We start from the raw sequence: 22,407 nt of genomic DNA on the forward strand, positions 1-22,407 counted from the left end.
GGGTGCGGAGCATGACCGCCCTCACCCCTTCTGGTCCTGCCTCCGAGCCCCACTCCGTCACCGTCGACCTCGGCGGGCGCGTCGCGCTCGTCACCGGCGCCGCCGGAGGCATCGGCCGCGCCTGTGCGCTGCGGCTCGCCGCCGCCGGTGCCAAGGTGCGCGCAGTCGACCGGGCGGCCGAAGGCCTGGAGACGCTGGTCGAGCAGGCCGCCGGGCTCCCGGGCACCATCGAGGCGCAGCCGCTCGACCTCACCGATCTCGACGCAGCCGAGGCGGCCGCCGCGGGCACGGACATCCTCGTCAACAACGCCGGCCTCCAGATGGTCCGGCCCATCGAGGAGTTCCCGCCGGAGGTCTTCCACACGGTCCTGACCGTGATGCTGGAGGCCCCGTTCCGGCTGATCAGGGGCGCGCTGCCGCACATGTACGGGCAGGGCTGGGGGCGTATCGTCAACCTCTCCTCCGTACACGGGCTGCGCGCCTCCGCGTACAAGTCCGCCTATGTGGCGGCCAAACATGGTCTGGAGGGGCTCTCCAAGACCGCAGCCCTCGAAGGTGCCCCGCACGGGGTCACGTCCAACTGCGTCAACCCCGGCTATGTGCGCACCCCACTGGTCGAGCGCCAGATCGAGGACCAGGCGGTGGCGCACTCCATCCCCCGCGAGCGCGTCCTGACCGATGTCCTGCTCAAGGACTCGGCCGTCAAGCGGCTCGTCGAACCGGGGGAGGTGGCCGAGGCCGTCCTCTACCTCTGCACCCCGCAGGCATCGTTCATCACCGGCACGTCACTGGCCCTCGACGGCGGCTGGACCGCGCACTGACGGTCCGCGAGTTGTCCACAGGGCTGGTGCGCACACCCGTACGGCAGGTATCCCTGTGACCATGTCCCACGAACAGGCCTCCTACCTGGAACTCCTCGCCCGCCGAGCGCCGGCGGAGGCATACGACAGGCCCGTGCTGCTCGCCAGGGCGAGCGGCGCGGGCCCGGACGAGCTCGCCGAGCTGGAGCGCGCCAAGCAGCTCGCGCTGCGCGTGCGCGCCGATCTCGAAGGCCGCCGCCGTCGCGAGGCGGAGCTGTCCGCCCTGTTCGCCACCGCCCATGACCTCGCGGGCCTGCGCGACCTGGACGCCGTCCTGAGGGCGATCGTCCAGCGGGCCCGGTCGCTGCTCGGCACCGAGGTCGCCTACCTCAGCCTCAACGACCCCGCCGCCGGCGACACCTATATGCGGGTCACCGAAGGATCCGTCTCGGCGCGCTTCCAGCAGCTGCGGCTCGGCATGGGCGAGGGGCTCGGAGGGCTCGTCGCCCAGACCGCCCGCCCCTATGTCACCGACAGCTACTTCGACGACGCCCGCTTCCAGCACACCCACGCCATCGACTCGGGAGTCCGCGACGAGGGCCTCGTCGCGATCCTCGGCGTGCCCCTGATGCTCGGCAGCCAGGTCATCGGCGTGCTCTTCGCCGCCGACCGCCGCGCCAGGGTCTTCGCCCGCGAACAGGTCGCGCTGCTCGCCTCGTTCGCCGCCCACGCCGCCGTCGCCATCGACACCGCCAATCTCCTGGCCGAGACCCGCTCGGCGCTCGCCGAACTGGAGCGCGCGAACGAGATCATCCGCGACCACAGCGGAGTCATCGAGCGGGCCTCCGAGGTACACGACCGTCTCAGCGAACTCGTCCTGCGCGGCGGCGGCGTCCACGACGTGGCGAGCGCCCTGTCCGAAGTGCTGGACGGCACGGTCGAGTTCACCGAAGCCGAGCCGCCGCACCCGCGGCCGCACGCGGACGGCCATGCCGTGCGGCGGGGCGACGACTGGGTCGCGGCCGTCTCGGCGGGCGGTGAGGTCTTCGGCGCGCTCGTCCTGCGCGGCCACCCGGACCTCGACCCCGTCGACCAGCGCACCCTGGAGCGCGCCGCCCTGGTGACCTCGCTGCTCCTGCTCGCCCGCCGATCCGCCGGCGAGGCCGAGCAGCGCGTACGGGGAGAGCTCCTCGACGACCTTCTCGACGCCCCGGACCGCGACCCACGGCTGCTGCGGGAACGCGCGGCCCGGCTGCGGACCGACGTGGACGCGCCGCACGTGGTGCTCGCCGCGCGGATCGACCGGCCCGCCTCCGGCACGGAGAGCGCCGCCGACGGGCGCGAGAGCGCGGACCGGCAGCGCCTGTGGTCAGCGGCCTCGCACCTGGCGGCCACCCGGCACGGCCTGGCCTCGGCGCGGGACGGCGGCACCGTCCTCCTGCTGCCGCTCGGTTCCGGAGACTCGGCCGCCGACCTCGCCCGCCAGACCGCCAAGCACCTGGGCGGTACCCTGCGCGAACCCGTCACCGTCGGCGCGTCCGCGCCCGTCGAGGCGCCCGCCGCCCGGCCCGGCGCCATAGCCACGGCCTACGGCGAAGCCCGCCGCTGCCTCGACGCGCTGCGGCTGCTCAACCGCTCCGGTGAGGGCGCGGCCGCGCAGGACCTGGGCTTCCTCGGGCTGTTGCTGGCCGACACCCGGGACATCGAGGGGTTCGTCGGGAGGACGATCGGCGTGGTCGTCGCCTACGACGAGCGGCGCGGCACGGACCTGGTGCGCACGATGGACGCGTACTTCGCGAGCGGCATGAGCCCGGCCCGTACGAAGGACGCGCTGCACGTCCATGTGAACACGGTCGCCCAGCGCGTCGAACGCATCGGCCGGCTGCTCGGCCCGGACTGGCAGGAGCCGGCGCGGGCACTGGAGATCCAGCTGGCGCTGCGACTGCACGCGATGTCGACGGCGGTGGCGCGCTGACGGACCGGTAGGCCGAGGGGGCGGGCCGTGGCCCGCCCCCTCGGCGTGTGCGTGCCTCAGACGGTACGGGCGTCCGCCGTCCCCGCCGCCGGCTCACGCGAGGCGGGCGACGGCTCGGCGTCGACGGCCTCCAGGTCCTGGTTGCGGGTCTCCTTGGCACAGGCGATGGCGACCACCGTGAGCACCGCGGCCGCGATGACGTACAGCGCGATGGGTGTCGACGAGCCGTAGTCGGCGAGGAGCGCGGTCGCGATGAGCGGCGCCGGAGCCCCGGCCGCGACCGAGGAGAACTGCGCGCCGATCGACGCCCCCGAGTAGCGCATCCGGGTCGCGAACATCTCCGAGAAGAAGGCCGCCTGCGGCGCGTACATCGCCCCGTGCAGGACGAGCCCCACGGTCACCGCGAGCAGCAGACTCCCGAAGCTCTTGGAGTCGATGAGCGCGAAGAAGGGGAACATCCAGGCGCCGACGCCGACGGCCCCGATCAGATAGACCGGTCGGCGGCCGACGCGGTCCGAGAGGGCGCCCCAGGCGGGGATCACCGCGAAGTGCACCGCGGACGCGATCAGTACGGCGTTCAGAGCGGTCTGCTTGCTCAGGCCGGTCGACGTCGTGGCGTAGACGAGGATGAACGCGGTGATCACGTAGTAGCTGATGTTCTCGGCCATCCGCGCGCCCATGGCCACGAGGACATCGCGCCAGTGGTGCCGCAACACGGCCACGAGCGGCATCTTCTCGGCCTGCCCGGCCACCGCCCTGCGTGCCTCTGCCTGGGCCAACGCCGCCTTGAACACGGGCGATTCATCGACAGAGAGACGAATCCACAGTCCGACGATCACGAGCACCCCGGAGAGCAGGAACGGAACCCGCCACCCCCACGACGTGAACGCCGCGTCCGACAGCAGCGCGGTGAGTGCCGAGAGGACCCCGGTGGCCAGCAACTGCCCGGCCGGCGCACCCGTCTGCGGCCATGACGCCCAGAACCCGCGACGCCCCGCGTCCCCGTGCTCCGACACCAGCAGGACGGCCCCGCCCCACTCGCCGCCGAGCGCGAAGCCCTGGACCAGCCGCAGCGCGGTCAGCAGCACGGGGGCGGCGGTCCCGACGGTGGCATGGGTGGGAAGCAGCCCGATGGCGAACGTGGCCCCGCCCATCAGCAGCAGACTGAGGACCAGCAGCTTCTTGCGCCCGAGCCGGTCTCCGTAGTGCCCGAAGACCAGCGCTCCGAGCGGACGCGCGGCGAACCCGACGGCGTAGGTCAGAAACGACAGCAGCGTGCCGACGAGCGGATCGGAGCCGGGGAAGAACAGCGTGTTGAAGACCAGCGCGGCGGCCGACCCGTAGAGGAAGAAGTCGTACCACTCGATGGTGGTACCGATGAGACTCGCGGCGACGATGCGCTTGAGACTGGACGGGGCGGGGGGAGCGGTCGCGGGCGACGACATCGGCACCACTTCCTGACGTTCGACGGGGACGTTTGCGTGTCGCCACACGGTAGGAAGGCGCAGGTCAGAGGCGTATGTGGTGGGACGCCATAGTTCTTGGTGTGGGAGTGCGCGTGTCCACCATGTAGGCGCGGCGGAGCCTGCGCCGGTCGGCTCATCGACCAGGTACCGGCGGCGCCACCGCGCCCGGACGGCCGTGCACCCGCTGGTGTGCCAGCGCCCACCACACCTCTGCCAGGTCTGCCGGATCGCGCAGATTGGTGCCGGAGACTTCCTCGAACCGGCGCAACCGGTTGCGTAGGGTGTTCGGGTGGACGAACAGGGTGCGCGCCGCCGCCTCCAGCCGCAGCCCGTGCTCCAAGTACGCCGCCACCGCTTCCTCCAACTGGGCCCCGTCGTCACCGCGTTCGTGCAGGGGCTCCAGTCGCTGGCGTACCAGACGCTCACCCAGCACCGGCGTATGCGCCACGGCGGCCCGCAGCCCCAGCTCGTCGCAGGTGAACACCCCGGCCATGCCGAAGGCCACCGCCGTCAGCACCGCTCGGCTCGCCGCCGCGAACTCCTCAGCCAGGTCCTGCGCGGCGACCGCCGCACCCAGGCCCACCACCAGGTTCCGGCACAGCGCGGAAGGGCGCACGGTCAGCAAGCCCGCCGCGTCGCCGTCGACGGTCGTCACCATGGGCTCACCGGTCGGGTCCACGGCCAGCCACGGCCGCAGTGAGCGGACCACGGCGGTCAGCGCCGTCGCCCCGGACACCGCCCGTGCCCTGAACGGCAGGAGCGCCGCGCCCGGCCCCCCGGCCAAGGCCCGCACCGCGGCCGGATCCGCCGGAGTCGTCAACAGAAGGCGTACATAGGCCCCGAGCCGGCCCTCGGCCGATTCGGGGCGCGTCTCGGCCCGCTCGTCCTGGAGCGCTCTGCGGCGCACGATCCGTACCGTCATCGCCCCGGCCCACGACCACACCTGCTCACCGATCGCCAGCAGCTCCTCAGGGGGCGCCTGCCGCGCGGTCATCTCCGCGCCGAACCGCGACCACACCACGTCGACGCCGATCCGATAGGCGTGGATGACGTCGTCGACCGGCACGGTGTCACCGATCGCCCCGACGGCGGTCACCGGCGCCGCCGGGCCGCCGTCGATGCCACGAGCGGCCACCGGCAGGGCGTCCGCACCACCGCCCGCACACAACCGCGCCACGACGCCCAGGCCGCGGTCCACCGCGCGCGTCACGCGCAGTGTCAGCAGATCCGGCGGCACGCGCGCGTAGGACGGCAGTTCCTCACTCAGCCGGTCGGTCACCTCGCCAACGATGGCGCGCAGATCGTCGCGCAGGGCGGCGACCGCCGCCGTCACCCTTGTGGAAACCTCCTCGGTGCCCCCCATTGGTCGCTGCCTTCCTCCATGGTGCGTTGTTCGAACGCTCGCCATGCTAGGTCCAGCAGTCCCGGGTTCCGGAGCACCGACATCGGTCACGTGGCCGGTAAACGACGGGACTTGGAGGACCGCGCTGCCGGTCCCACCCCCCTCATGACGCACACGAAGGACTTCCATGGCCTTTTCCTGGCGACGCGTAGCGCTGCCCGCCGCCGTCGGCATACTCGTGCCGGCCGGATTCGGCGCGCAAGCGCTGCTTTCCCCGTCCGGCGACGCCCCCTCGGACCGCGCCACCGCGCCCCTGAGCAGTGCCTCCGCACCCGCTTACGAGGAGGTGGAGAGCGACGGCGCCGGCGCCGTGGTCGCGCAGCCGACCGCCCGGCCCGACCAGCGTGTTCACTCCGCGTCCGTCCGCGTCGCCGCCTACGACCAAGGGCAGCGGCGGGCGGTGCTGAAGACGTCGGAGAGCGGGGCCGTACGCGCCGGTGACGTCGTCGCTTCGGCGCCGACACGTTCGGCGCCCGCCGGTGCGCTGTTCAAGGTCGCCAAGGTGGTGGAGAGCAGCGGGGACGAGGTCTCTGTGACGACGGCGCCCGCGACCCTTCCCGAACTCCTCGGCGAGCGCAGCGTGGAGCAGCGCGCGGCCGTCCCCGCGCGGGAACTGCGCGTCAAACCCCTGTCGGAGGGTGTGACTGCGACCACGGACCGCGCGTCTGCCGCTGCGAGCGCCCCGGAGTCTCCCTCGCCCGCCGATCCCGCTCCGTCGAAGGATGCGCCGCCGGCCTCCCGCGAACCGACGGGTACGGGTACGGGCACAGGGACCGGCACGGCCTCACCCCCGCCCTCCGCGTCGCCGTCACCGGCCCTCACCGCGCCCTCGGAGGTGTCCGCCCCCGTCTCCGCACCGGCGACGACCGCCGGACCCGGCCTGCCGCGAGAGGCGGCGACACCGCTCACCACGCTCCGCCTGGCCCTCGACGTGCCGCTGCCCGCCGGGATCGAAGCCACCGACCGCTCACCCGCGCGGCTGGCGGGCGAGGTGCGGTTCACCCCCGAGGTGTTCTTCCAGTACGAGAAGCGGCGCGGTCTGTCGGTTTCCCCCGAGCGGGCGGCCGTCGGGCTCGGCGGCTCGTACGCGTACGACTGGCAGGTCCACGGCAAGGTGAGCCGCGCCGTGGACACCGGCGAGATCACCCGGCCGCTGGCGGCGGTCACCGGACGGCACACCTTCTGGGTGGGTCCCGTGCCCGTCGTGGTCAACACCGAAGTCGTCTTCGTCTACCGCTTCACGGCCGACGGGCGCATCGTCCTCGACGCCGACCAGCGCACGTCCGGTTCGTTCGACATCGGCGCCCGCTACGACCGAGCCAAGGGCTGGCAGTCCGTCCACCACGCCGAGCAGCGCACCGAGGGCGACCGGCCGCGCGTCGAAGGGGCGGCCACCGCCAAGGCCGTCATCGGGGCCAAGGCCAAGGTCTCCCTGTACGACGCGGCCGGAGTGGGCGGCGACCTCTCCGTCGAGCTGCGAGGACGCGCGAGCGCGGCCTCGGACGGAAAGCCCGCCTGGGAGCTGAGGGCCGGGTACGACCTCAGGACCGAACTGACGCTCCGGCTGCGGATTTTCGGCATCAGCATCGTGGACCTGCGCACCACTCCCTTCACCCTGCACGGAGAGCGCCGCCTCTTCGGCCAGGGCACGCCGAAGGCGTGACGCGGCCCTGATCGCGGGGCGCCGGCGTTCGGTTCGGCGCCCATCGGCCTCGGGTCCAGCTTCGAACGGATCTTGTCCAAAGCAAAACGACGCACGCGTGACCGCCGCTTCGTAGGAGGTGGCGGTCTGTGCCGGTGGCCCGCACACCGCGCGGGCCCACGCATGTGGGCGCGGCTTCGATGACGACGCCGACGCCTTTGGGCTCCAGCTGGTTCCTCGCCTGTGGCCGGCAGGCGAAGTGTTCCAGGACGCGGGCGAGCTCGGACAGGCCCAGAATCCGCTGTCCGGGGCGCGCCCACCACGCCGGGCCGGAACAGGAGCGCCGTGGTGATCGGCAGGAGAGCGACCTTGCGCAGCTTTGCCTGCACCCGCCCTCTCGACGGTGATCGCCACTGTTGCTGCACACGAAGGACTTGGCGTGAGAGGCCCGTCACGGACCGCGCGTCCGGCCCTCCTCGGGCCCCGGCAGACGCGCGGGCCATGTCACCCGTCACCGCGCCCCAGCGCGCGAAGTGCCTTCCGGCGGTGGCTCAGGGCCAGGTTCATGGAGTCGGGCTTGCCGGAGTCGCGGAAGTGATCGGCTGCCTCCTGGTTGACGGCGACGGCTTCCTCATACCGCCCCACGTCCACCAGGAGGCCGCCGAGGAGGAGCAGGGCCATTCCTTCTCCTTCACGGTTCGAGGTCTCCCGGCAGATCTCCAGATATCGCTCGAACGCGGGAACGGAGACCTCGTACTGCCGGAGTTGCACGGTGACGATGCCGAGCCGGAAGAGCGCCTGGCCTTCGTTGGTGCGGTCCTGTCTGGCGCCGAACAGCTCCGCAGCACGCCGGTAGGCGGGGACGGCGTCCGTGGACCGGCCCATCTTCTCCAGCATCTGGGCGAGGTGGAAGTGGACCTGGCACTCCCGCTCGCGGTCGCCTGTCCGGGGGTAGATGGCGGCAGCCCGCCGGTAGACGGTGACGGCTTCTTCGTTCCGGTCCAATGCCCGCAGGGCGCGGCACAGGTTGAGGAGCGCGGATCCCTCCAGGTCGGGGAGGTCGAGTTCCTCGAAGAGGGCGGCAGTTCGCCGGTACGTGGCGATGGCCTTCTCGTACCGGCCCTCGTCCATGAACGCCTCGCCCAGGCGATAGAGGGCCAGGCCCTCGCCGCGTTGGTCGCCCGACTCCCGGGAACGGACGGCGGCCTGCTGCATGACGGTGATGGACTCCGCCTCCCGGCCCGCCGACGAGAGGGCACTACTGAGATGGCGCAGCGCATCGGCCTCGCCGCGGCCGTCGCCGGAGTGCTGGAAGATCTTGGCGGCCTGTTCGCAGAGGGTAATGGCCTTCCTCGGCTCTCCCTGACCCGTCAGGCCGCGGCCGATGACGGTGAGGGCGTGGGCCTCCCGGGGGCGGTCGCCGGACCGCCGGTGGATCTGGGCGGCGTGCCGGCCGGCGGCGATGGCTTCCGCGTACCGCCCCAACCGGACCAGGGATTCACCGAGTTCGCTGGACGCCGCTCCTTCGCCCCGTGCGTCACCCGCGGCATGGAACGCGGTGACGGCCCGCTCACGGGCCGCGACGGACTCCTCGACGCGCCCCAGCTCCATCAGCACGGACCCGAGCCGGTCGAGCATCTCGCCCTCGTGGCCCCGGTCGCCGGCCTCCCGGTATCCGGAAGCGGCCTGCTCGCAGACGGGCACGGCCTCGGCGTACCGGCCCTCGTACACGAGAACCAGGGAGAGACTGTGCAACGCCGTCCGCTCGCCGCCGCGGTCGCCGATCTCCCGGCAGACCCGGAGCTCCTGCTGATACGCGGTGATCGCTTCGCCGGACCGGTGCGCCTGGAAGAGATGGGTGCCGAGGCTGTGCAGCAGTATGCGCTCGCGTTCGCGGTTGCCCGCCTTGCGGTAACCGGCGGCGGCCTGTTCGCAGGCGGTGACGGCCTCCTCGAACCGCCCCGTTCTGGCCAGGGCCTCACTGCGGTTGGCCAGCGCATCGGCCTCGCGCTCGTGGTCCCCGGTCTCCCGCAGGAGTGCGGCGGCCTTCCCGCAGGCGGTGGCGGCCTCTGCGTAACGGCTCGTCTCCGTACAGGCGTTGCCGAGGTTGATCAGCGCCATGGCCTCACCGGTGCGGTCGCCGAGCTCACGGAAGACCGCGGCGGCCTGCTGCGTGGCGGTGACGGCCTCGTCGTAGCGCCGCGTGCGCACCAGCGTGGTGCCGAGGCGGCTGAGCACCCGGCCTTCCTTGCCGCGGTCGCCGGTCTCGAGGAAAAGCTCGGCCGAACGCTGGTAGGCGGTGATTGCCTCGTCGAGCCGGTCCGTCTCGTACAGGGCGTCGGCCAGGTTGCTGAGGGAGTCCGCTTCGCGGCGGCGGTTTCCGCTCTCGCGGTAGATGGCCGCGGCCTGCCGCGTGGGGGCGATGGACTCCTCGTATCGCCCCTGGCTGAGGAGCGCGTTGCCGAGGTTGTGGAGTGGTGGGCCCTCGCGGCGGCCGTTGCCGATCTCGTCGGAGAGAGCGGCGGAGCGCCGACTGACCTCGGCGGCTTCGGCGAACCGCCGGGCGACCGTCAGCGCGTTGCTCAGGTTGGTGAGCACCGCCGCTTCGAGATGCCGCTCACCGGTGCCCCGGAAGGTGGCCGCCGCCCGCTCGCAGGCGGCGATGGCCTCGTCGGAGCGGCCCTCGTCGGCCAGGGCGGTGCCGAGGTTGGTCAGCGCGGCGCCTTCCAGGCTGCGGTCACCGGTCCGGCGGAAATGGTCGGCGGCCCGGTCGAAGAGGGCGACCGCGTCCTTGGAGCGCCGCATGCCGATCAGGGCGTGCCCCGATTCGAGGAGCAGTTCGGCCGCGCGGCGGCGGTCCCCGGTCTCGACGTGGACGGCCGCGGAACGCTCCACGGCGGTCACGGCCTCCTCGAAACGCCCGAGGCGGGCCAGGGTCTGGCCGACCTTGCCCAACGACACTGCCAGATCGGTGAGTTCGGTACCGGAGGACGTCTCGTCCAGCTGCCGGTACAGCTCGATCGCTTCACGCGTGGAGGCCAGAGCCTCCTCCCGAATCCTGCTAGGTGCCCGTGCCAGCCGATTGCGTACGTCTGCGTGCTCGGGGAGGTCGACCGTGGGGTGGGCGAGCGCCAGCTGCCGGTACAGGTCGTCGGCTTCCCGCGTGACTGCCAGGGCCCGCTCCTCATGCCCCAGGGCAAGGAGCCGGGTGCCGAGGTTGTTCAGGACCTTGGCCAGATCGAGGCAGTGGGCGGCGAAGTCGGTGTCAGCCAGCTGCCGCTGAATGGCCACGGCCTCCTCGGCCGCGGCGAGGGCCTCCTCCGCGCGGCCCAGGTCCGCGAGGAAGGCCCCGAGGTTGATCAGCGCGGTCGTCAGGTCGGGCTGGTGGGCGGCCGGATTGGCGTCCGCCAGCTGGCGGTACAGGTCGGTGGCCACCTCCGCGATCTCGAGGCCCTCCTCGGAGCGGCCCGCAGCGCGCAGCGCGACCCCGAGGTTGGCGAGCGACATGGCGAAGTGATGCCGTTCGCCGTCGGGGTCGGCGTCGGACAGGCGCCGGTACAGCTCGACCGCCTCCTCACCGGCGGCCAGGCCCTCCTCGGTGCGGCCCGCGTCTATCAGGCGCAGACCCAGGTTGTTGAGCAGCCCGGCCAGGTCGGGCCGGTACACGGGGTCGGCGTCCGCCAGGCGCCGGTAGAGCTCGGCCGCCTCCTGGGTGACGGCCAGGGCCTCCTCGGGCCGGCCGTGTCGAGAAAGCCGGTTGCCGAGCCCCGCCAGCGAGTCCGCGAGGCGGTCCTGGTGGGCGGCGCGGTCGGAGTCGGCCAGGCGGCGGCTGATCGCCACGGATTCCTCGGCGAGGAAGAGCGCCTCCTCCCAGCGGCCGGCGGCAGACAGCCGGTCGCCGAGTGCGCTGAGGGAGTTCGCCAGATGAGGAAGGTGGCCGGGGTCGCTCTTGGCGAGCTCACGGTGCAGGCGCACGGCCTCCTCTGCGGGGGCGACCGCCTGCTCCCGGCGGCCGGCGTTGGCCCGGCGCCAGGCCAACGTCCCGTACAGCCACGCTCGTTGGCCGAGATCCGTGGTCTTGGCCAGACGGTGCGCGATCAGCGTCTCCACGACGGCGAGGATTCCGCCGTCCAGGTCCACGTGGCGGCCCGAGGGCAGCTGCGATTCGACAGCCTCCAAGGCCGCGAGCAGCGAAGGGGCGACGCCCTCCTCGGCCGCGCCGCCCGCGTCGGCGAGAGCTGCGAGCGCGGTCAGAGCGGGGCTGCCGGCGGCGATCGCGAGGCCGGGTTCGGCGCGCAGCAAGGGGTAGAGCACCCGCTCGCCGACATGGGCCCAGCGGTCGGCGGCGGACGCCAGGAACGTCACGGCCCGCGGGGCCACGGTGGTCCGCAGTGCCCCGTCCAACAGGGCGGCCGGGACACCGCTCGCCCACGGGTCCGGGTCGTACGCGCTGATGTCGTGCCCGGGGGTCAGCAGGCCGAGGAAGTCCTCGGCGAGCCGGTCGGGGTAGAGCGGCTCCAGGACCAGTTCGCGGTCGGAGGGCGGGTAGCAGAACCGGTGGTCGAGGAGGAGTTCCTGCGGGTGACCCGGCAGATCGAGGGCGCGCAACGCCTGCGCCCCGGTGTCGTGGCTCACCGCGCCGGTGAGGGTGGCGGTGAAGACCGTCCTGGCCATGACCGCGGGCCGGGTTCGGTAGTCCTGTCCGTGCGCAGCGGCGTCGAACAGCCGTTGCCACGCCCGGTATTCGCGGTCGAGGAGATACGCCGACAGCTCGTGCGGCTCCGCGAGGGACAGCCGCTCACCGCGCGCATGGGCGTCGACGGAGACCAGGGCGGCCATGTGCAGGTTCAGCGTCAGGCCGAAGTCACGGCGGCCCAGGGAAGCGGGCGGTTCGATGTCTGCCGTGTCCGGCAGGTCGTACAGGTCGCTTGCGCCGTAGCGGTCCCGAGCGGCGGTGAACATCCGCAGCCGGTCCGCGTCCAGGGAAGGAAGGAGCAGGTCGCCGACGGCGGCGCGGCGGTCGGCCAGCTCACCGCGAAGGGCCGCGAACCAGCGGACGGTGCGGCCGATAAGGAGAACACGCGTGGGCCGCTGCTGGTGCAGGACGGGTTCGGACAGCAGGCGTTCCAACTCGCTGTGCGCCCAGCGGTCGGCGTAGTCGACGAGGAGCAGCACACCGGCCCCCTCCGCGGGCGGGGCAGCCACGTGGCCCGGGGGCGAAGCTCCGCCCCGGAAACCCGCCTGCAGGACCTGCCAGCGGTCGGCCGCCGGCAGGTCCTGGCTCCTGGACCGTTCGGCGAACTCGGTGGCGAGCCGTGTCTTGCCCTGCCCGCCGGGAGCGTGGAGCAGCAGCACCGAAAGCCGCGCGTCCGGCGCGTCCCGCCACTGCCGCAGCCGCTCCAGCTCGGTCGTCCGTCCGATGAAGGGGACGACGTGGCTACGCGCGTCGAGGAGGCGGCTGGGCTGGGCCATCAGCCATGCGGTGTCCGGGGCGGCCGGGGCGGGTAACGCCTCGATCGTGGGCAGCCGCGTCCCGTAGTAGTGGTTGACGGTCGCTGTCGCGTTCGGGCCCTGTGCCGCCACCGCGCCGGCGGCGAGGTGCTGTTCGTAGCGCGGCTCGGTCAAGACTCAGCGATCGGTGCCTGGGCCGGCGAACCACCGGGCGCGTAATGGTGGTTGTTGACCGTCACGCCGGCCCCCGGGCCCTGCGCGCCCGCGCCACCGTTGTGGATCACCTGGCTGTAGACGCCGCCGGTTCCCGTCCTGCGCAGCGCCGCCCCGAGGGCTCGGATCTCGCCGTCGGCGCCGGGCTGCCCGGCGATCAGTTCGCGCAGCAGCCGCTCGTATTCGTCCGAGCGGTCGGCGTTCGCCTCCAGGGCCGCCCCGAGCCGGGCCGCCCAGTCGTCGTGCGCCGCGCCCAGGGCCGACTCGTCCCCCCGCTCATAGGCGGCGAGAACGGTCTGGCGTGCCTGTTCCAACTCTGCCTCGGCCCCCGCGCCCTCGTCGGCCCGGCCAAGCCCGATCAGGCGGATGAAGCCCCGCTTGGTGTGCCCCCACGCGTCCGTCGTCATCGCGGTGACGAGCGTGGTCGCGGCGGTGGCGGCGACAGCCGCGACAGCAGGATCCAAGACGATCTCCCCCTCCAGGCACTCAACCACTCCGAGAGCACAAGTGTGCCACTGGGCCGCCCCTCATGGTTTCGTTCACCGGGTCTGGCTCAAGTTGGGTGGTGCGGAAGCAATCCGCGACGACTGCGCCTTTGCACGGCGACTTCATGACTGGCGGGTCTCGAGAAGGCGACGGTGCCGTGGCGGCGAGCATCCCCGGGCCCCTCGCGTGTTACTTGTTGGTAGGGAATGATGACGGACAACCATCACACGGCCGGGGCTGAGGTAGCGGTGACGACTTTCGAGGAACGGACCACGGTGCACGCCTTCCGGGACGACGCCCTGGGAGAGCATGACGCCGTCGGTCTCGCCGAGGCGATCCGGCGGGGTGAGGTTGGCGCCGCCGAGGTGGCCCGGGACGCGGCTGAGCGGGTGCGGGCGGTCGAGGCGAAGATCAACGCGGTCCAGGTGCACATCGACGTTCCGGCCCACACCGGAGCGGGCGGTGCCTTCGCGGGGGTGCCGACCTTCGTCAAGGACAACACCGACTACCTGGGACTGCCCACCGGTCACGGCAGCGCGGCCTTCACACCGAGGGCCGTGCGGCGGCACGCGCCTTTCGCCCGGCAGTTCCTGAGCAGCGGCGTCACCGTGCTGGGCAAGACGCGGCTGCCCGAGTTCGGGTTCAGCCCGACGACGGAGTACGAGGGCGCCGAGCCTGTTCGCAACCCGTGGAACACGGGCTACTCGGCGGGCGGTTCGTCCGGCGGCAGCGCGGCGCTCGTCGCTGCCGGGGCGGTGCCGATCGCCCACGCCAACGACGGCGGTGGCTCGATCCGGATCCCGGCCGCCTGCTGCGGACTCGTCGGCCTCAAGCCGACCCGTGGCCGGGTGGTGGCGAACGTACAGAGCCGTCAACTGCCCATTGACATCGTCTCCGACGGCATCGTGAGCCGCTCCGTGCGGGACACGGCCGCGTTCCTCGCCGCCGCGGAAACGTACTGGCGCAACCCGAAGCTGCCGCCCCTGGGCCTGGTCGAGGGCCCCTCGGGGCGGCGGTTGCGCATCGGGTTCCTGCTCGACTCGCCCAACGGTGTCCACTCCGACGCCGCCACCCGAACGGCCCTCACGGAGACCGTGGCGACGCTCGAACGCCTCGGCCATGCCGTGGAGCCGGTGGAGTTGGCCCTCGACCCCCGCTTCACCGACGACTTCCTCACCTACTGGGGCATGCTGTCGTTCCTCCTCGGCGTCTCGGGCCGGACACTGGGCGCGGACTTCGACCGGCACCGCATGGACGGCCTCAGCCAGGGGCTGCGCGAGGCGTACCTGAAGAACTGGCGGCGCACTCCGGGCGTGCTGCGGAGGCTGAAGCGTACGAGTCAGGCGTACGCGGCCGCGTTCCGCGGGCTCGACCTCGTCCTTTCCCCCGTCCTCGCCCACACCACGCCGCCGATCGGTCACCTCAGCCCGGCCGTGCCCTACCCGACGCTGATCGAACGGATCCTCGCCTACGTCGCATTCACGCCGGTCAACAACGTCGTGGGGAATCCGTCGATCTCGGTACCCGCGGCGAGTGCGACGGAGGACGGGTTGCCCATCGGCGTCATGTTCTCAGGGCGCCCAGGCAGTGAACGGACGCTGCTGGAGGTCGCGTTCGCGCTGGAGGCAGAGCGGCCTTTCCGGCGCATCCAGGACGTGTGACACCGAGGGTGTCCTCCGTGGCTTCCCCGGTCGCGACGGCCAGGCGCTTCGGGCGAGGAGGTCCTGGCCGCGCCACCCGGTGACGCGCGGATGCGCCGTGTGGCCCGGGGCCCTTCCCCGGTCGCCGTTCCGGCCACACGGGAGCGCGGCCGGACGGTGCGCGGGCGGATCAAGCGCCGTTCGTCTCGGGGTTCATGGACCGCATGGCCTCCTGGGCCCGCTTCTCCATCTCCTCCGCGGGGACGTCCTCAATGTGCGAGGCGATGTTCCAGCGGTGACCGAACGGGTCCTCGAGCTGACCGGTTCGGTCGCCGTAGAACTCGTCCTTGACCGGCGAAAGTTCCTTGGCGCCCTGGGCGAGGGCCTTGGCGAAGACCGCGTCCACGTCCTCCACGTACACGTGCAGGGTGATCGGCGTGCCGCCGACTGCCCGGGGGGAACGGAATCCCATGTCCGGGAACTCGTCCGCGAGCATGATGACCGAGTTCCCGAGCGCCAGCTCGGCGTGGCCGATCTTGCCTCCGGGCGCCGGCATCCTCATACGCTCTTCCGCGCCGAGCACGGAGACGTAGAAGTCGAGCGCGGCCGCGGCTCCGTCGACGCAGAGGTACGGCGTGACACGCGGGTATCCCTGGGGGATGGGCTGGACGGTCATGGGCTGCCGCCTTTCCGACAGTGACGGTCACCGCTGACCGCCGCCTTCGACCACTGATATCCCGAACCCCGGGGCACGTGCGGACGCCGCGCGGTGGCGACCAGGGGATGCTCCCAAAGGCGCAGCCCGAGTGCCGGCCCATCCCCCGCGACGCGCCGCTGGGGGCGCATCGCCGGGCTGCGGCGGGTGACGGTCTGGGTGCCTGCCCTCAGCGCCACCGGGCAGGACCGAGTCGCCCTAGGCGGCCCGGGGAGCTCACAGCCCGGCGACTTTGGCGCTTGCCGACAGTTCGTAGACCAGGGTGACCGTGCGGCGGCTGCCGGGTGGGAGGGCGAGGTCCCAGCGGGCAATGCCTTCGGCGTCGAGCATGTCGGGCGCCGGGGAGCAGGCTTCCTTGCGCAGGCGGACCTCCACCGCCGAGACCTCGGAGACCGGGATCCGCTCCCGGAGGGCGACCATCCGTTCGCCGTGCTCGCCGGGGGCGGAGAACCGGGACAGGTGCAGCCGGACCGTGCGAGTGACCACGGTCCGCTGGGTGATTCCGGTGGTCTCGCGGGACTCCTCGGCATGCCGGACCACCCGGTAGTCGTCGCAGCTGCCGAAGGCGAGCTCGACGGGCGCGCCGGGGGCGGTGAAGTCCAGCGTGCCGCGGCCGCTGAATCCGCTGCCGCGCATCAGGTCCACGGGCCCGGCGAGCAGCGCGTGGCCGGACAGGTTGTCGAACCGCGCCACCTGCGTGACCAGCGGGGACAGTTCGGGCGAGCAGGCGTACTCGCTGCTCGCGGCTGTGGTGAAGGCGGAGAGCGGCACCCGGTGGGCGCGGCCGTCCCCGGGCACGGAGACCGGCCCGGGGGAGTGCAGTACGCGCGCCTCGCCGCGGTCGTCCACTCCCGGCAGGCCGAGCACGGGGGCCGGGCCGAGGTCCCCGATCTCCTCCTCGCGCAGCTCGACGTCGACCGTGCGGCGCTCCGCGGCGGAGCGGTCCTTGAGCGTCAGCCGGTCCTCGCCCAACCGCGGTGGATCGCCGGCCAGCGCCGACCGGGCCGTCGACAGCGTCAGCCGTACGTCCGACCAGTCCTCGCCGGTGCGCTGCCAGACCATCGCGTCGGTCTCCAGCGTCACGGAGTCCCCGTCGAGCTCGGCCCGGTAGGCGGGCCGCCACAGCGCGCACGGAGTGAGGTGGCTCAGGCGCAGTCCGGCCGGCCCGGCGATCGCGGACTCCACGGTCAGTTCGATGTGGCCGACCAGCTCGGCGGGCTCCTCCTCGGAGAGGTCCATGGCCCGCTGGGTCTCCCCGAGTTCGGCCGTGACGTCGGCCAGCCGGGCCTCCACGGCGCGGAGCCGCTCACCGTGCGCGTCGCGCTCGGCGTCCACGCGGTCCAGTTCACGGGCCCAGCGCTCGCCCTCGGTCTCCCCGGAGCCGGCGCCTTCGCCGATCTCCCGCAGGAGATCGGCGGCGAGGCGGCCGAGCAGGCCGAGGCGGGCATGCAGCCGATCGCGCTGCCGCCCCAGGGCGAGCCGCTCCGCCTCCAGGGCGTGCTCGCGGTGGCGCAGGGCGGAGTCGTCGTCGGTGGACGGAAGCGGCCCGCGCGGCGTCCAGCTGCGGACGATCCGCACGTCGAGCACGGTCGCCGGGTGATCCGCGGTCAGCTCGGCATGGAGCGTGCGATCGACGGCCAGCGCACTGACCGGCCCGAGGTGCAGCCGCTGGACCCCGGCCTCCAGGTCGAGCACGATGGCGCGCTCGATGTGGGCGCGATCCTCCAGGCAGGTGACGGCGGTGACGGGGAGAGCGATCGGATGGGGGGCCGTGGACATGGCGTGTCAGCTCCTGCGGTTGCCGTCGGCCAGGGCCTTGCCGGCCGGGATGCGGATCTCGTAGCCGCCGTCGAGGGCGGCGGTGCCGCCGGCGGCCAGGTCCACCCGCCAGACGCGGGTGCCCGGGGCGTGGTGCTCGGGATCCGCGCCGTCCTCGGGCGCCGTCCAGTCGGCCCGTTCCTCGATCCGGACGTCCGGTTCGGAGCTGACCGGTACCCGCTCGCGGACTTCGACGGTGACGGGCTTCGCGAGGCGGTTGGCCAGCTCCACGTGGACGCGGTGGTCCAGCACGGTGGTGTTGTTGCGCAGGCCCGAGGTCGACTCCTGCAGGTTCGTACGGCGGGTGACCCGTATGCCCTCGGCGGGTCCCAGTCCCACCCGGCGGGCACCGCCGGGTGCGAGCGTGGGCAGTGCGGCGGTCAGCAGGAAGTCGTCGTCGACGGTGACCTCCACCGCGCCGGCCAACAGCGCCTGGTCGGTGGCGTTGGAGAGCACCAGGGTCGCGTACACGGTCTGCTCCACGGACGGCACGCACAGGTACTCGGTGCGCAGCCCGACCGGGATCTCGCCGACGGTGACGGTGTGCCAGGTGCCGTCCGACGGGATGTCGGCGCGGGCGGTGGCGTCGAAGCGGTGGTCGAAGGAACCCGCCGACTCGCGGGGGCGCACAGCGTGTCCGGGCAGCGGCAGCGCGGCCACCGCTTCGGCGCGGCGGCGGTACTCCTCCGCCACCGGGTCGAAGGGAGAGTCGGGAAAGAGCCGGCCTCTGCGACCGCCCTGTTCGTCGGGGCCGCACAGGACGAGGGCGGCGTAGTCGAGCTCGGCGCCGCTCGGCCGCGGTGGACCGGCCACCGGTGCCGGGGGCGGCGGAGGTTGAGGGGGCGTCGCAGCCCGGCCGGGAGCCGCGGGTGCCATGGCGGCGGGGGCCGCGAAGGACCTGCCGCCGGCACGCGGCCTGCCGCTGCCGGGTCGCGACGGGGCCGGCTGCCGGAGTTCGGTCGTCCCGCCGCCGAAGGCCGGGTAGGCACCGTCCGCGCCGCCGGGCACGGGGAGCGGAGCAGGCGGCCCGCCGTAGACCTGCGTTTGCGGCGGCAGGGGCGGCGGCGGGAGCGGAACGGGGCCGGAGGGGGCGGCCACGGGCGCGGAGCCGGCCCCGACAGCCACGGGCGCGGCGCCTGTGAGAGGGCGAGGGCCCGCGGCGTCGTACCCGGTGAACAGGTCGGTGAGCCCCGCCGGGGGCTCGCGCCAGCCGGAAGGCGCGGGGGCGGGCTGACGGCGTCCGATCCGGATCGAGCGGAGCCTCGGCAGGTCGGTGCGGCGCCGCAGGTCGGCGGTGGCCAGGGCGATGCGCACGCCGGTCCAGTCCTCGCCGGTGCGCTGGGCGACCGAGGCGCGCAGCACCAGACGGCCGTTGTCGTCGCCCTGACGGTGGGTGAGACGGTAGGCCGGCACCCAGACGGCGCCCGGCACCCCGTACTCCAGCTCCAGCTCGACCTCCGCGCCGCCGGGGCCGTCGAGGGTCAGGAGCGCGGACACCGCGGTCTGCACGTGCGCTGACGGTGCGTCGGTGGAGGCGCGGGCGAGCCTGTCCTGCGCGACGGTGAACTCGTGCTCGACGCGGCGCAGCTCCTCCTCCAGTTCGACGAGGCGGGTGTGCAGTCCCGTCAGCCGCTCGTCGACGAAGTCGGCGAGCTCCAGCCACGCCTCGACCGGGGTGCGGCGGTGCGGGTCCTCGCGCCCGCGGGCCGGCGGGATCGGGTGCAGAGCGCTGACCTCCTCGATCAGGCTCAGCTGGCGGTCGCGGCGTCCCACCGCCGCCGCGTACTCGTCGCGCAGCCGCTCGACCTGGCGCCGCGACTCGTCGGGCGCGCCGGTGCCTTGCGGTGCGGCCTCGACCTGCACCCGGGCCTCGGTGACGCGCACCCCGGGGGCGCCCAGGACACGGGCCCGCAGCGAGCCCGGGTCCAGCGAGCGGGGCAGCCCCGTCACCCGTACCCGGCCGTCCGGCGGCACGCTGCCCCGGGCCAGTCGGCGGCAGATCGCGCCCTGCGCGTACACCACGACCGAGTCGAGGGTCGACTCCCACCTCTGTGCTGTCCCAGCCGTCATGTGCTCCGCCCCCGCCGTGTCCGTGCTGAGCGAAGCCTACGCGTGAGCGGACCGCTCACATACGCCGATCACCGATGTCAGTGGCCTGTCGTACGGTCGCGGGGTGTGCACTTCCGACGAAGTCCGTGAACTCGCCCTCGCCCTGCCGGAGACGACCGAGAAGGAGGCCTGGTCCATGCCCACCTTCCGGGTCCGCGGGAAGATGTTCCTGACCCTGCCCGACGAGGAGACGTCGATGGCCGTTCGCTGCCCGAAGGAGGAGCGCGACGAACTGGTCCTCGCGGAGCCCGGGAAGTTCTGGGTCGCGGACCACGAGGCCTCCTTCGCCTGGGTGCGGGTGCGTCTGGCCGCCCTCGACGACGCGGACGAGCTCCGAGCGATCGTCGTCGACTCCTGGCGCCAGGCGGCTCCGCCCGGGCTGCTGCAGGCCCACCCCGAACTCGTGCCCCCGGCATAGAGGGGCCTGCGCCGCGTGGCGGCCGACGCCTCTACGGCTCCGTGGCGTCCCACGCCGGGAACTGGGCGGATTCGTTCAACTCGGCCCAGACTGTCTTGCCTTGCCGTGCGTGGCGCGTTCCCCAGCGCTCGGCGAGCTGGGCGACCAGGAGCAGGCCGCGGCCGCCCTCGTCGTAGACGCGGGCCCGGCGCAGGTGGGGGGTGGTGCTGCTGGTGTCGGAGACCTCGCACATGAGGGTGCGGTCACGGATGAGGCGCAGGCGGATGGGGGGTCGGCCATAGCGGATGGCATTGGTGACCAGTTCGCTGACCACCAGCTCGGCGGTGAAGTCGAGCTCGCGCAGCCCCCAGGTGCCCAGCTGCGCCGAGACGCTCGCCCGGGCCCGGGAGACTGCGGCGGGGTCGGCTTCCAGGTCCCAGGTGGCGACCTGGTCGGCGCCGAGGGCGCGGGTGCGGGCCAGGAGGAGGGCGACATCGTCGTCCGGCCGGGCCGGCAGCAGCGCGGCGAGCATGGTGTCGCAGGTGGCTTCCAGGGAGCCGGCCGGCCGGGCCAGGGCTTCTCGCAACAGGGCGAGTGCGGCGTCGACGTCGTGTGTACGGGCCGCGATCAGGCCGTCGGTGTAGAGGGCGAGGAGGCTGCCTTCGGGCAGGTCGACCTCCGCCGCTTCGAAGGGCAGGCCGCCCAGGCCCAGCGGTGGGCCGGGGGGCAGGTCGAGGAGGTCCACCGTTCCGCTCCGGGTGGACACGGCGGGCGGCACGTGCCCGGCTCGGGCGAGGGTGCACCGGCGGGATACGGGGTCGTAGACGGCGTACAGACAAGTGGCGCCGATGTCACCCGGGGCGTCCGGGTCGGGGGCGGCGGAGGCTTCGGCGGAGAGGCGTACGACGACGTCGTCGAGGTAGGTGAGGAGTTCGTCGGGGGGCAGGTCGATGTCGGCGAGGGTGCGTACGGCGGTCCGCAGCCGGCCCATGGTGGCGGCGGCGTGGATGCCGTGGCCGACGACGTCTCCGACGACGAGGGCGACCCGGGCGCCGGACAGCGGGATGACGTCGTACCAGTCGCCGCCCACACCGGCCTCGCCGCCCGCGGGCAGGTAACGGCAGGCGACCTCCACGGCCGACTGTTCCGCTGTGTGCTGGGGGAGCAGACTGCGTTGCAGGGTGAGGGCGGCGGCGCGTGCGTGCGTGTAACGGCGGGCGTTGTCGACGGCGACCGCCGCCCTGGCGGCGATCTCCTGGGCGAGGAGCAGGTCTTCGTCGTCGAAGAGCTCGGCGGTGCGGTGGCGGATGAACTGCGCGACGCCCAGGGTGCGGCCACGGGCGCGCAGCGGCACCACCAGCGTCGAGTGGATCCGGTCGGTGTCGGCGGTGCGGACGGCCTCGGCGGGCGCTGCCGAACCGCCGTCGAAGTGGTGCCGGGAAGGCTGACCGGTGAGCAGGGCCAGAGCCGGTGGGGAACCGTCGGGAAAGGTGTGGAGCTGTTGCGGCCGGATCGCCGGTTCCGAGTCGTCCTCCACCGCTGACCGCCGGGCGGCCCGCCGCAGGGTGAGGGGACCGTCCACCGAGGAGCCGTCCATCGGGGTGCCGTCCACCGAGGAGATGTCCAGCGAAGCGCCGTCCGCGGGGGTGCCGTCCCCTGGGGTGCCCTCTCCGCGGAGCGCCGAGTCGAGCAGGTCGACGGTGACGAGGTCGGCGAAGTGCGCGGTGGCGAGCTCCGCCAGCTCCTGGGTGGTGCGGGCGATGTCGAGCGTGGTGCCGATGCGCATGCCCGCCTCGTTCACCATCGACAGCCGCCGCTGCAGCCGCCGGTCCCGCTCCTTCTGGTAGGCCACCAAACCGGGCTCCGACATGCGGTCGACGTACCCGGCCGCCGTCGCGGTCAGCTCGCGCGCGGCCGCGCTGATCAGTTCGGCATCGCTGGTCAGCCGGGGCATCTCTTGGAGCACCCGGTCGACGATGACACTCTGCGCGATTCGGAAGGCCCGCAGCATCTGGCTGATGGGCGTCCCGTGCCGGGCGAGCCGACGGGCGCGCTCCAGGGCGGCGGCCGGCGTTTCGACCCGGCTCGGCTCGATGCCGTGTTCGAGTCCGGCCAAGGCGGCGAGCACATGCTCGGCGATGTTCTCCGCGGTCATGCGGGCGATGTCCGGGTCCTCCCCCACGGTGGGGACTCCACGCCGCAGGGACTGCTGCACGTCATGGATCAGCTGATCAGCTCGCAGGCTGACCTCACGCGCGGCACGGGACACGAGACTCTCCGCAGTGAAGTCCAC

General features: G+C 73.1%; 13 protein-coding genes and 1 pseudogene. 5 read left to right on the forward strand and 9 right to left on the reverse strand.

Annotation, left to right across the window (positions count from 1 at the left end; genetic code table 11):
* Positions 1-11 precede the first annotated feature (11 nt).
* Both ACZ5VC_RS11285 and ACZ5VC_RS11290 read left to right on the forward strand, forming a co-directional pair.
* The gene (locus tag ACZ5VC_RS11285) at positions 12-821 is read left to right on the forward strand and encodes a 3-hydroxybutyrate dehydrogenase (protein WP_469119813.1); all 810 of its coding nucleotides are present in this window, start codon (positions 12-14) and stop codon (positions 819-821) included.
* Between the two features lie 61 nt (positions 822-882).
* Complete coding sequence (locus ACZ5VC_RS11290) at positions 883-2,775, forward strand: helix-turn-helix domain-containing protein (RefSeq protein WP_469119814.1); 1,893 nt, start codon at positions 883-885, stop codon at positions 2,773-2,775.
* Positions 2,776-2,831: 56 nt separating this feature from the next.
* On the opposite strand, the gene ACZ5VC_RS11295 is transcribed toward ACZ5VC_RS11290, so the two are convergent.
* The gene (locus ACZ5VC_RS11295; protein WP_469119815.1) at positions 2,832-4,220 is read right to left on the reverse strand and encodes an MFS transporter; all 1,389 of its coding nucleotides are present in this window, start codon (positions 4,218-4,220) and stop codon (positions 2,832-2,834) included.
* Between the two features lie 154 nt (positions 4,221-4,374).
* A complete protein-coding gene (locus tag ACZ5VC_RS11300; RefSeq protein WP_469119816.1) occupies positions 4,375-5,604 on the reverse strand; it encodes a PucR family transcriptional regulator in 1,230 nt (409 codons plus the stop codon).
* A gap of 166 nt (positions 5,605-5,770) precedes the next feature.
* On the opposite strand from ACZ5VC_RS11300, the gene ACZ5VC_RS11305 reads away from it, so the two are divergent.
* Positions 5,771-7,306, forward strand: a complete 1,536-nt coding sequence (locus tag ACZ5VC_RS11305; RefSeq protein WP_469119817.1) for a hypothetical protein — start codon at positions 5,771-5,773, stop codon at positions 7,304-7,306.
* Positions 7,307-7,433: 127 nt separating this feature from the next.
* On the opposite strand, the pseudogene ACZ5VC_RS11310 reads toward ACZ5VC_RS11305, so the two are convergent.
* The 3 genes and pseudogenes from ACZ5VC_RS11310 to ACZ5VC_RS11320 all read right to left on the reverse strand — a co-directional run.
* A pseudogene (locus ACZ5VC_RS11310) lies at positions 7,434-7,595 on the reverse strand (GTP cyclohydrolase I); the annotation flags it as partial.
* 194 nt (positions 7,596-7,789) lie between these two features.
* Complete coding sequence (locus tag ACZ5VC_RS11315) at positions 7,790-12,910, reverse strand: tetratricopeptide repeat protein (protein ID WP_469119818.1); 5,121 nt, start codon at positions 12,908-12,910, stop codon at positions 7,790-7,792.
* Positions 12,907-13,413 carry a hypothetical protein gene (locus ACZ5VC_RS11320; protein WP_469119819.1) on the reverse strand — a complete coding sequence of 169 codons (507 nt, stop codon included), beginning with the start codon at positions 13,411-13,413 and terminating at the stop codon, positions 12,907-12,909. The genes ACZ5VC_RS11315 and ACZ5VC_RS11320 overlap by 4 nt, the downstream gene beginning before the upstream one ends.
* A gap of 270 nt (positions 13,414-13,683) precedes the next feature.
* Here ACZ5VC_RS11320 and ACZ5VC_RS11325 point away from each other — a divergent pair, with 270 nt between their 5' ends.
* Positions 13,684-15,096: an amidase gene (locus ACZ5VC_RS11325; protein ID WP_469119820.1), complete on the forward strand. Its 1,413-nt coding sequence runs from the start codon at positions 13,684-13,686 to the stop codon at positions 15,094-15,096.
* A gap of 169 nt (positions 15,097-15,265) precedes the next feature.
* Here ACZ5VC_RS11325 and ACZ5VC_RS11330 read toward each other — a convergent pair whose 3' ends face one another.
* The 3 genes from ACZ5VC_RS11330 to ACZ5VC_RS11340 form a co-directional block, all read right to left on the reverse strand.
* A complete protein-coding gene (locus ACZ5VC_RS11330) occupies positions 15,266-15,751 on the reverse strand; it encodes a VOC family protein (protein WP_469119821.1) in 486 nt (161 codons plus the stop codon).
* A 255-nt stretch (positions 15,752-16,006) separates the two neighbouring features.
* Entirely contained in the window at positions 16,007-17,569 is a 1,563-nt protein-coding gene (locus ACZ5VC_RS11335; RefSeq protein ID WP_469119822.1) for a DUF4139 domain-containing protein, read from the reverse strand.
* A 6-nt stretch (positions 17,570-17,575) separates the two neighbouring features.
* Positions 17,576-19,678 (reverse strand): DUF4139 domain-containing protein, encoded by a 2,103-nt coding sequence (locus ACZ5VC_RS11340; protein ID WP_469119823.1) that lies wholly within the window; start codon positions 19,676-19,678, stop codon positions 17,576-17,578.
* 103 nt (positions 19,679-19,781) lie between these two features.
* On the opposite strand from ACZ5VC_RS11340, the gene ACZ5VC_RS11345 reads away from it, so the two are divergent.
* Positions 19,782-20,135: an MmcQ/YjbR family DNA-binding protein gene (locus tag ACZ5VC_RS11345; RefSeq protein WP_469119824.1), complete on the forward strand. Its 354-nt coding sequence runs from the start codon at positions 19,782-19,784 to the stop codon at positions 20,133-20,135.
* Positions 20,136-20,166: 31 nt separating this feature from the next.
* On the opposite strand, the gene ACZ5VC_RS11350 is transcribed toward ACZ5VC_RS11345, so the two are convergent.
* A complete protein-coding gene (locus ACZ5VC_RS11350; protein WP_469119825.1) occupies positions 20,167-22,407 on the reverse strand; it encodes an ATP-binding SpoIIE family protein phosphatase in 2,241 nt (746 codons plus the stop codon).

The organism is Streptomyces sp. NPDC033174 (assembly GCF_055577795.1).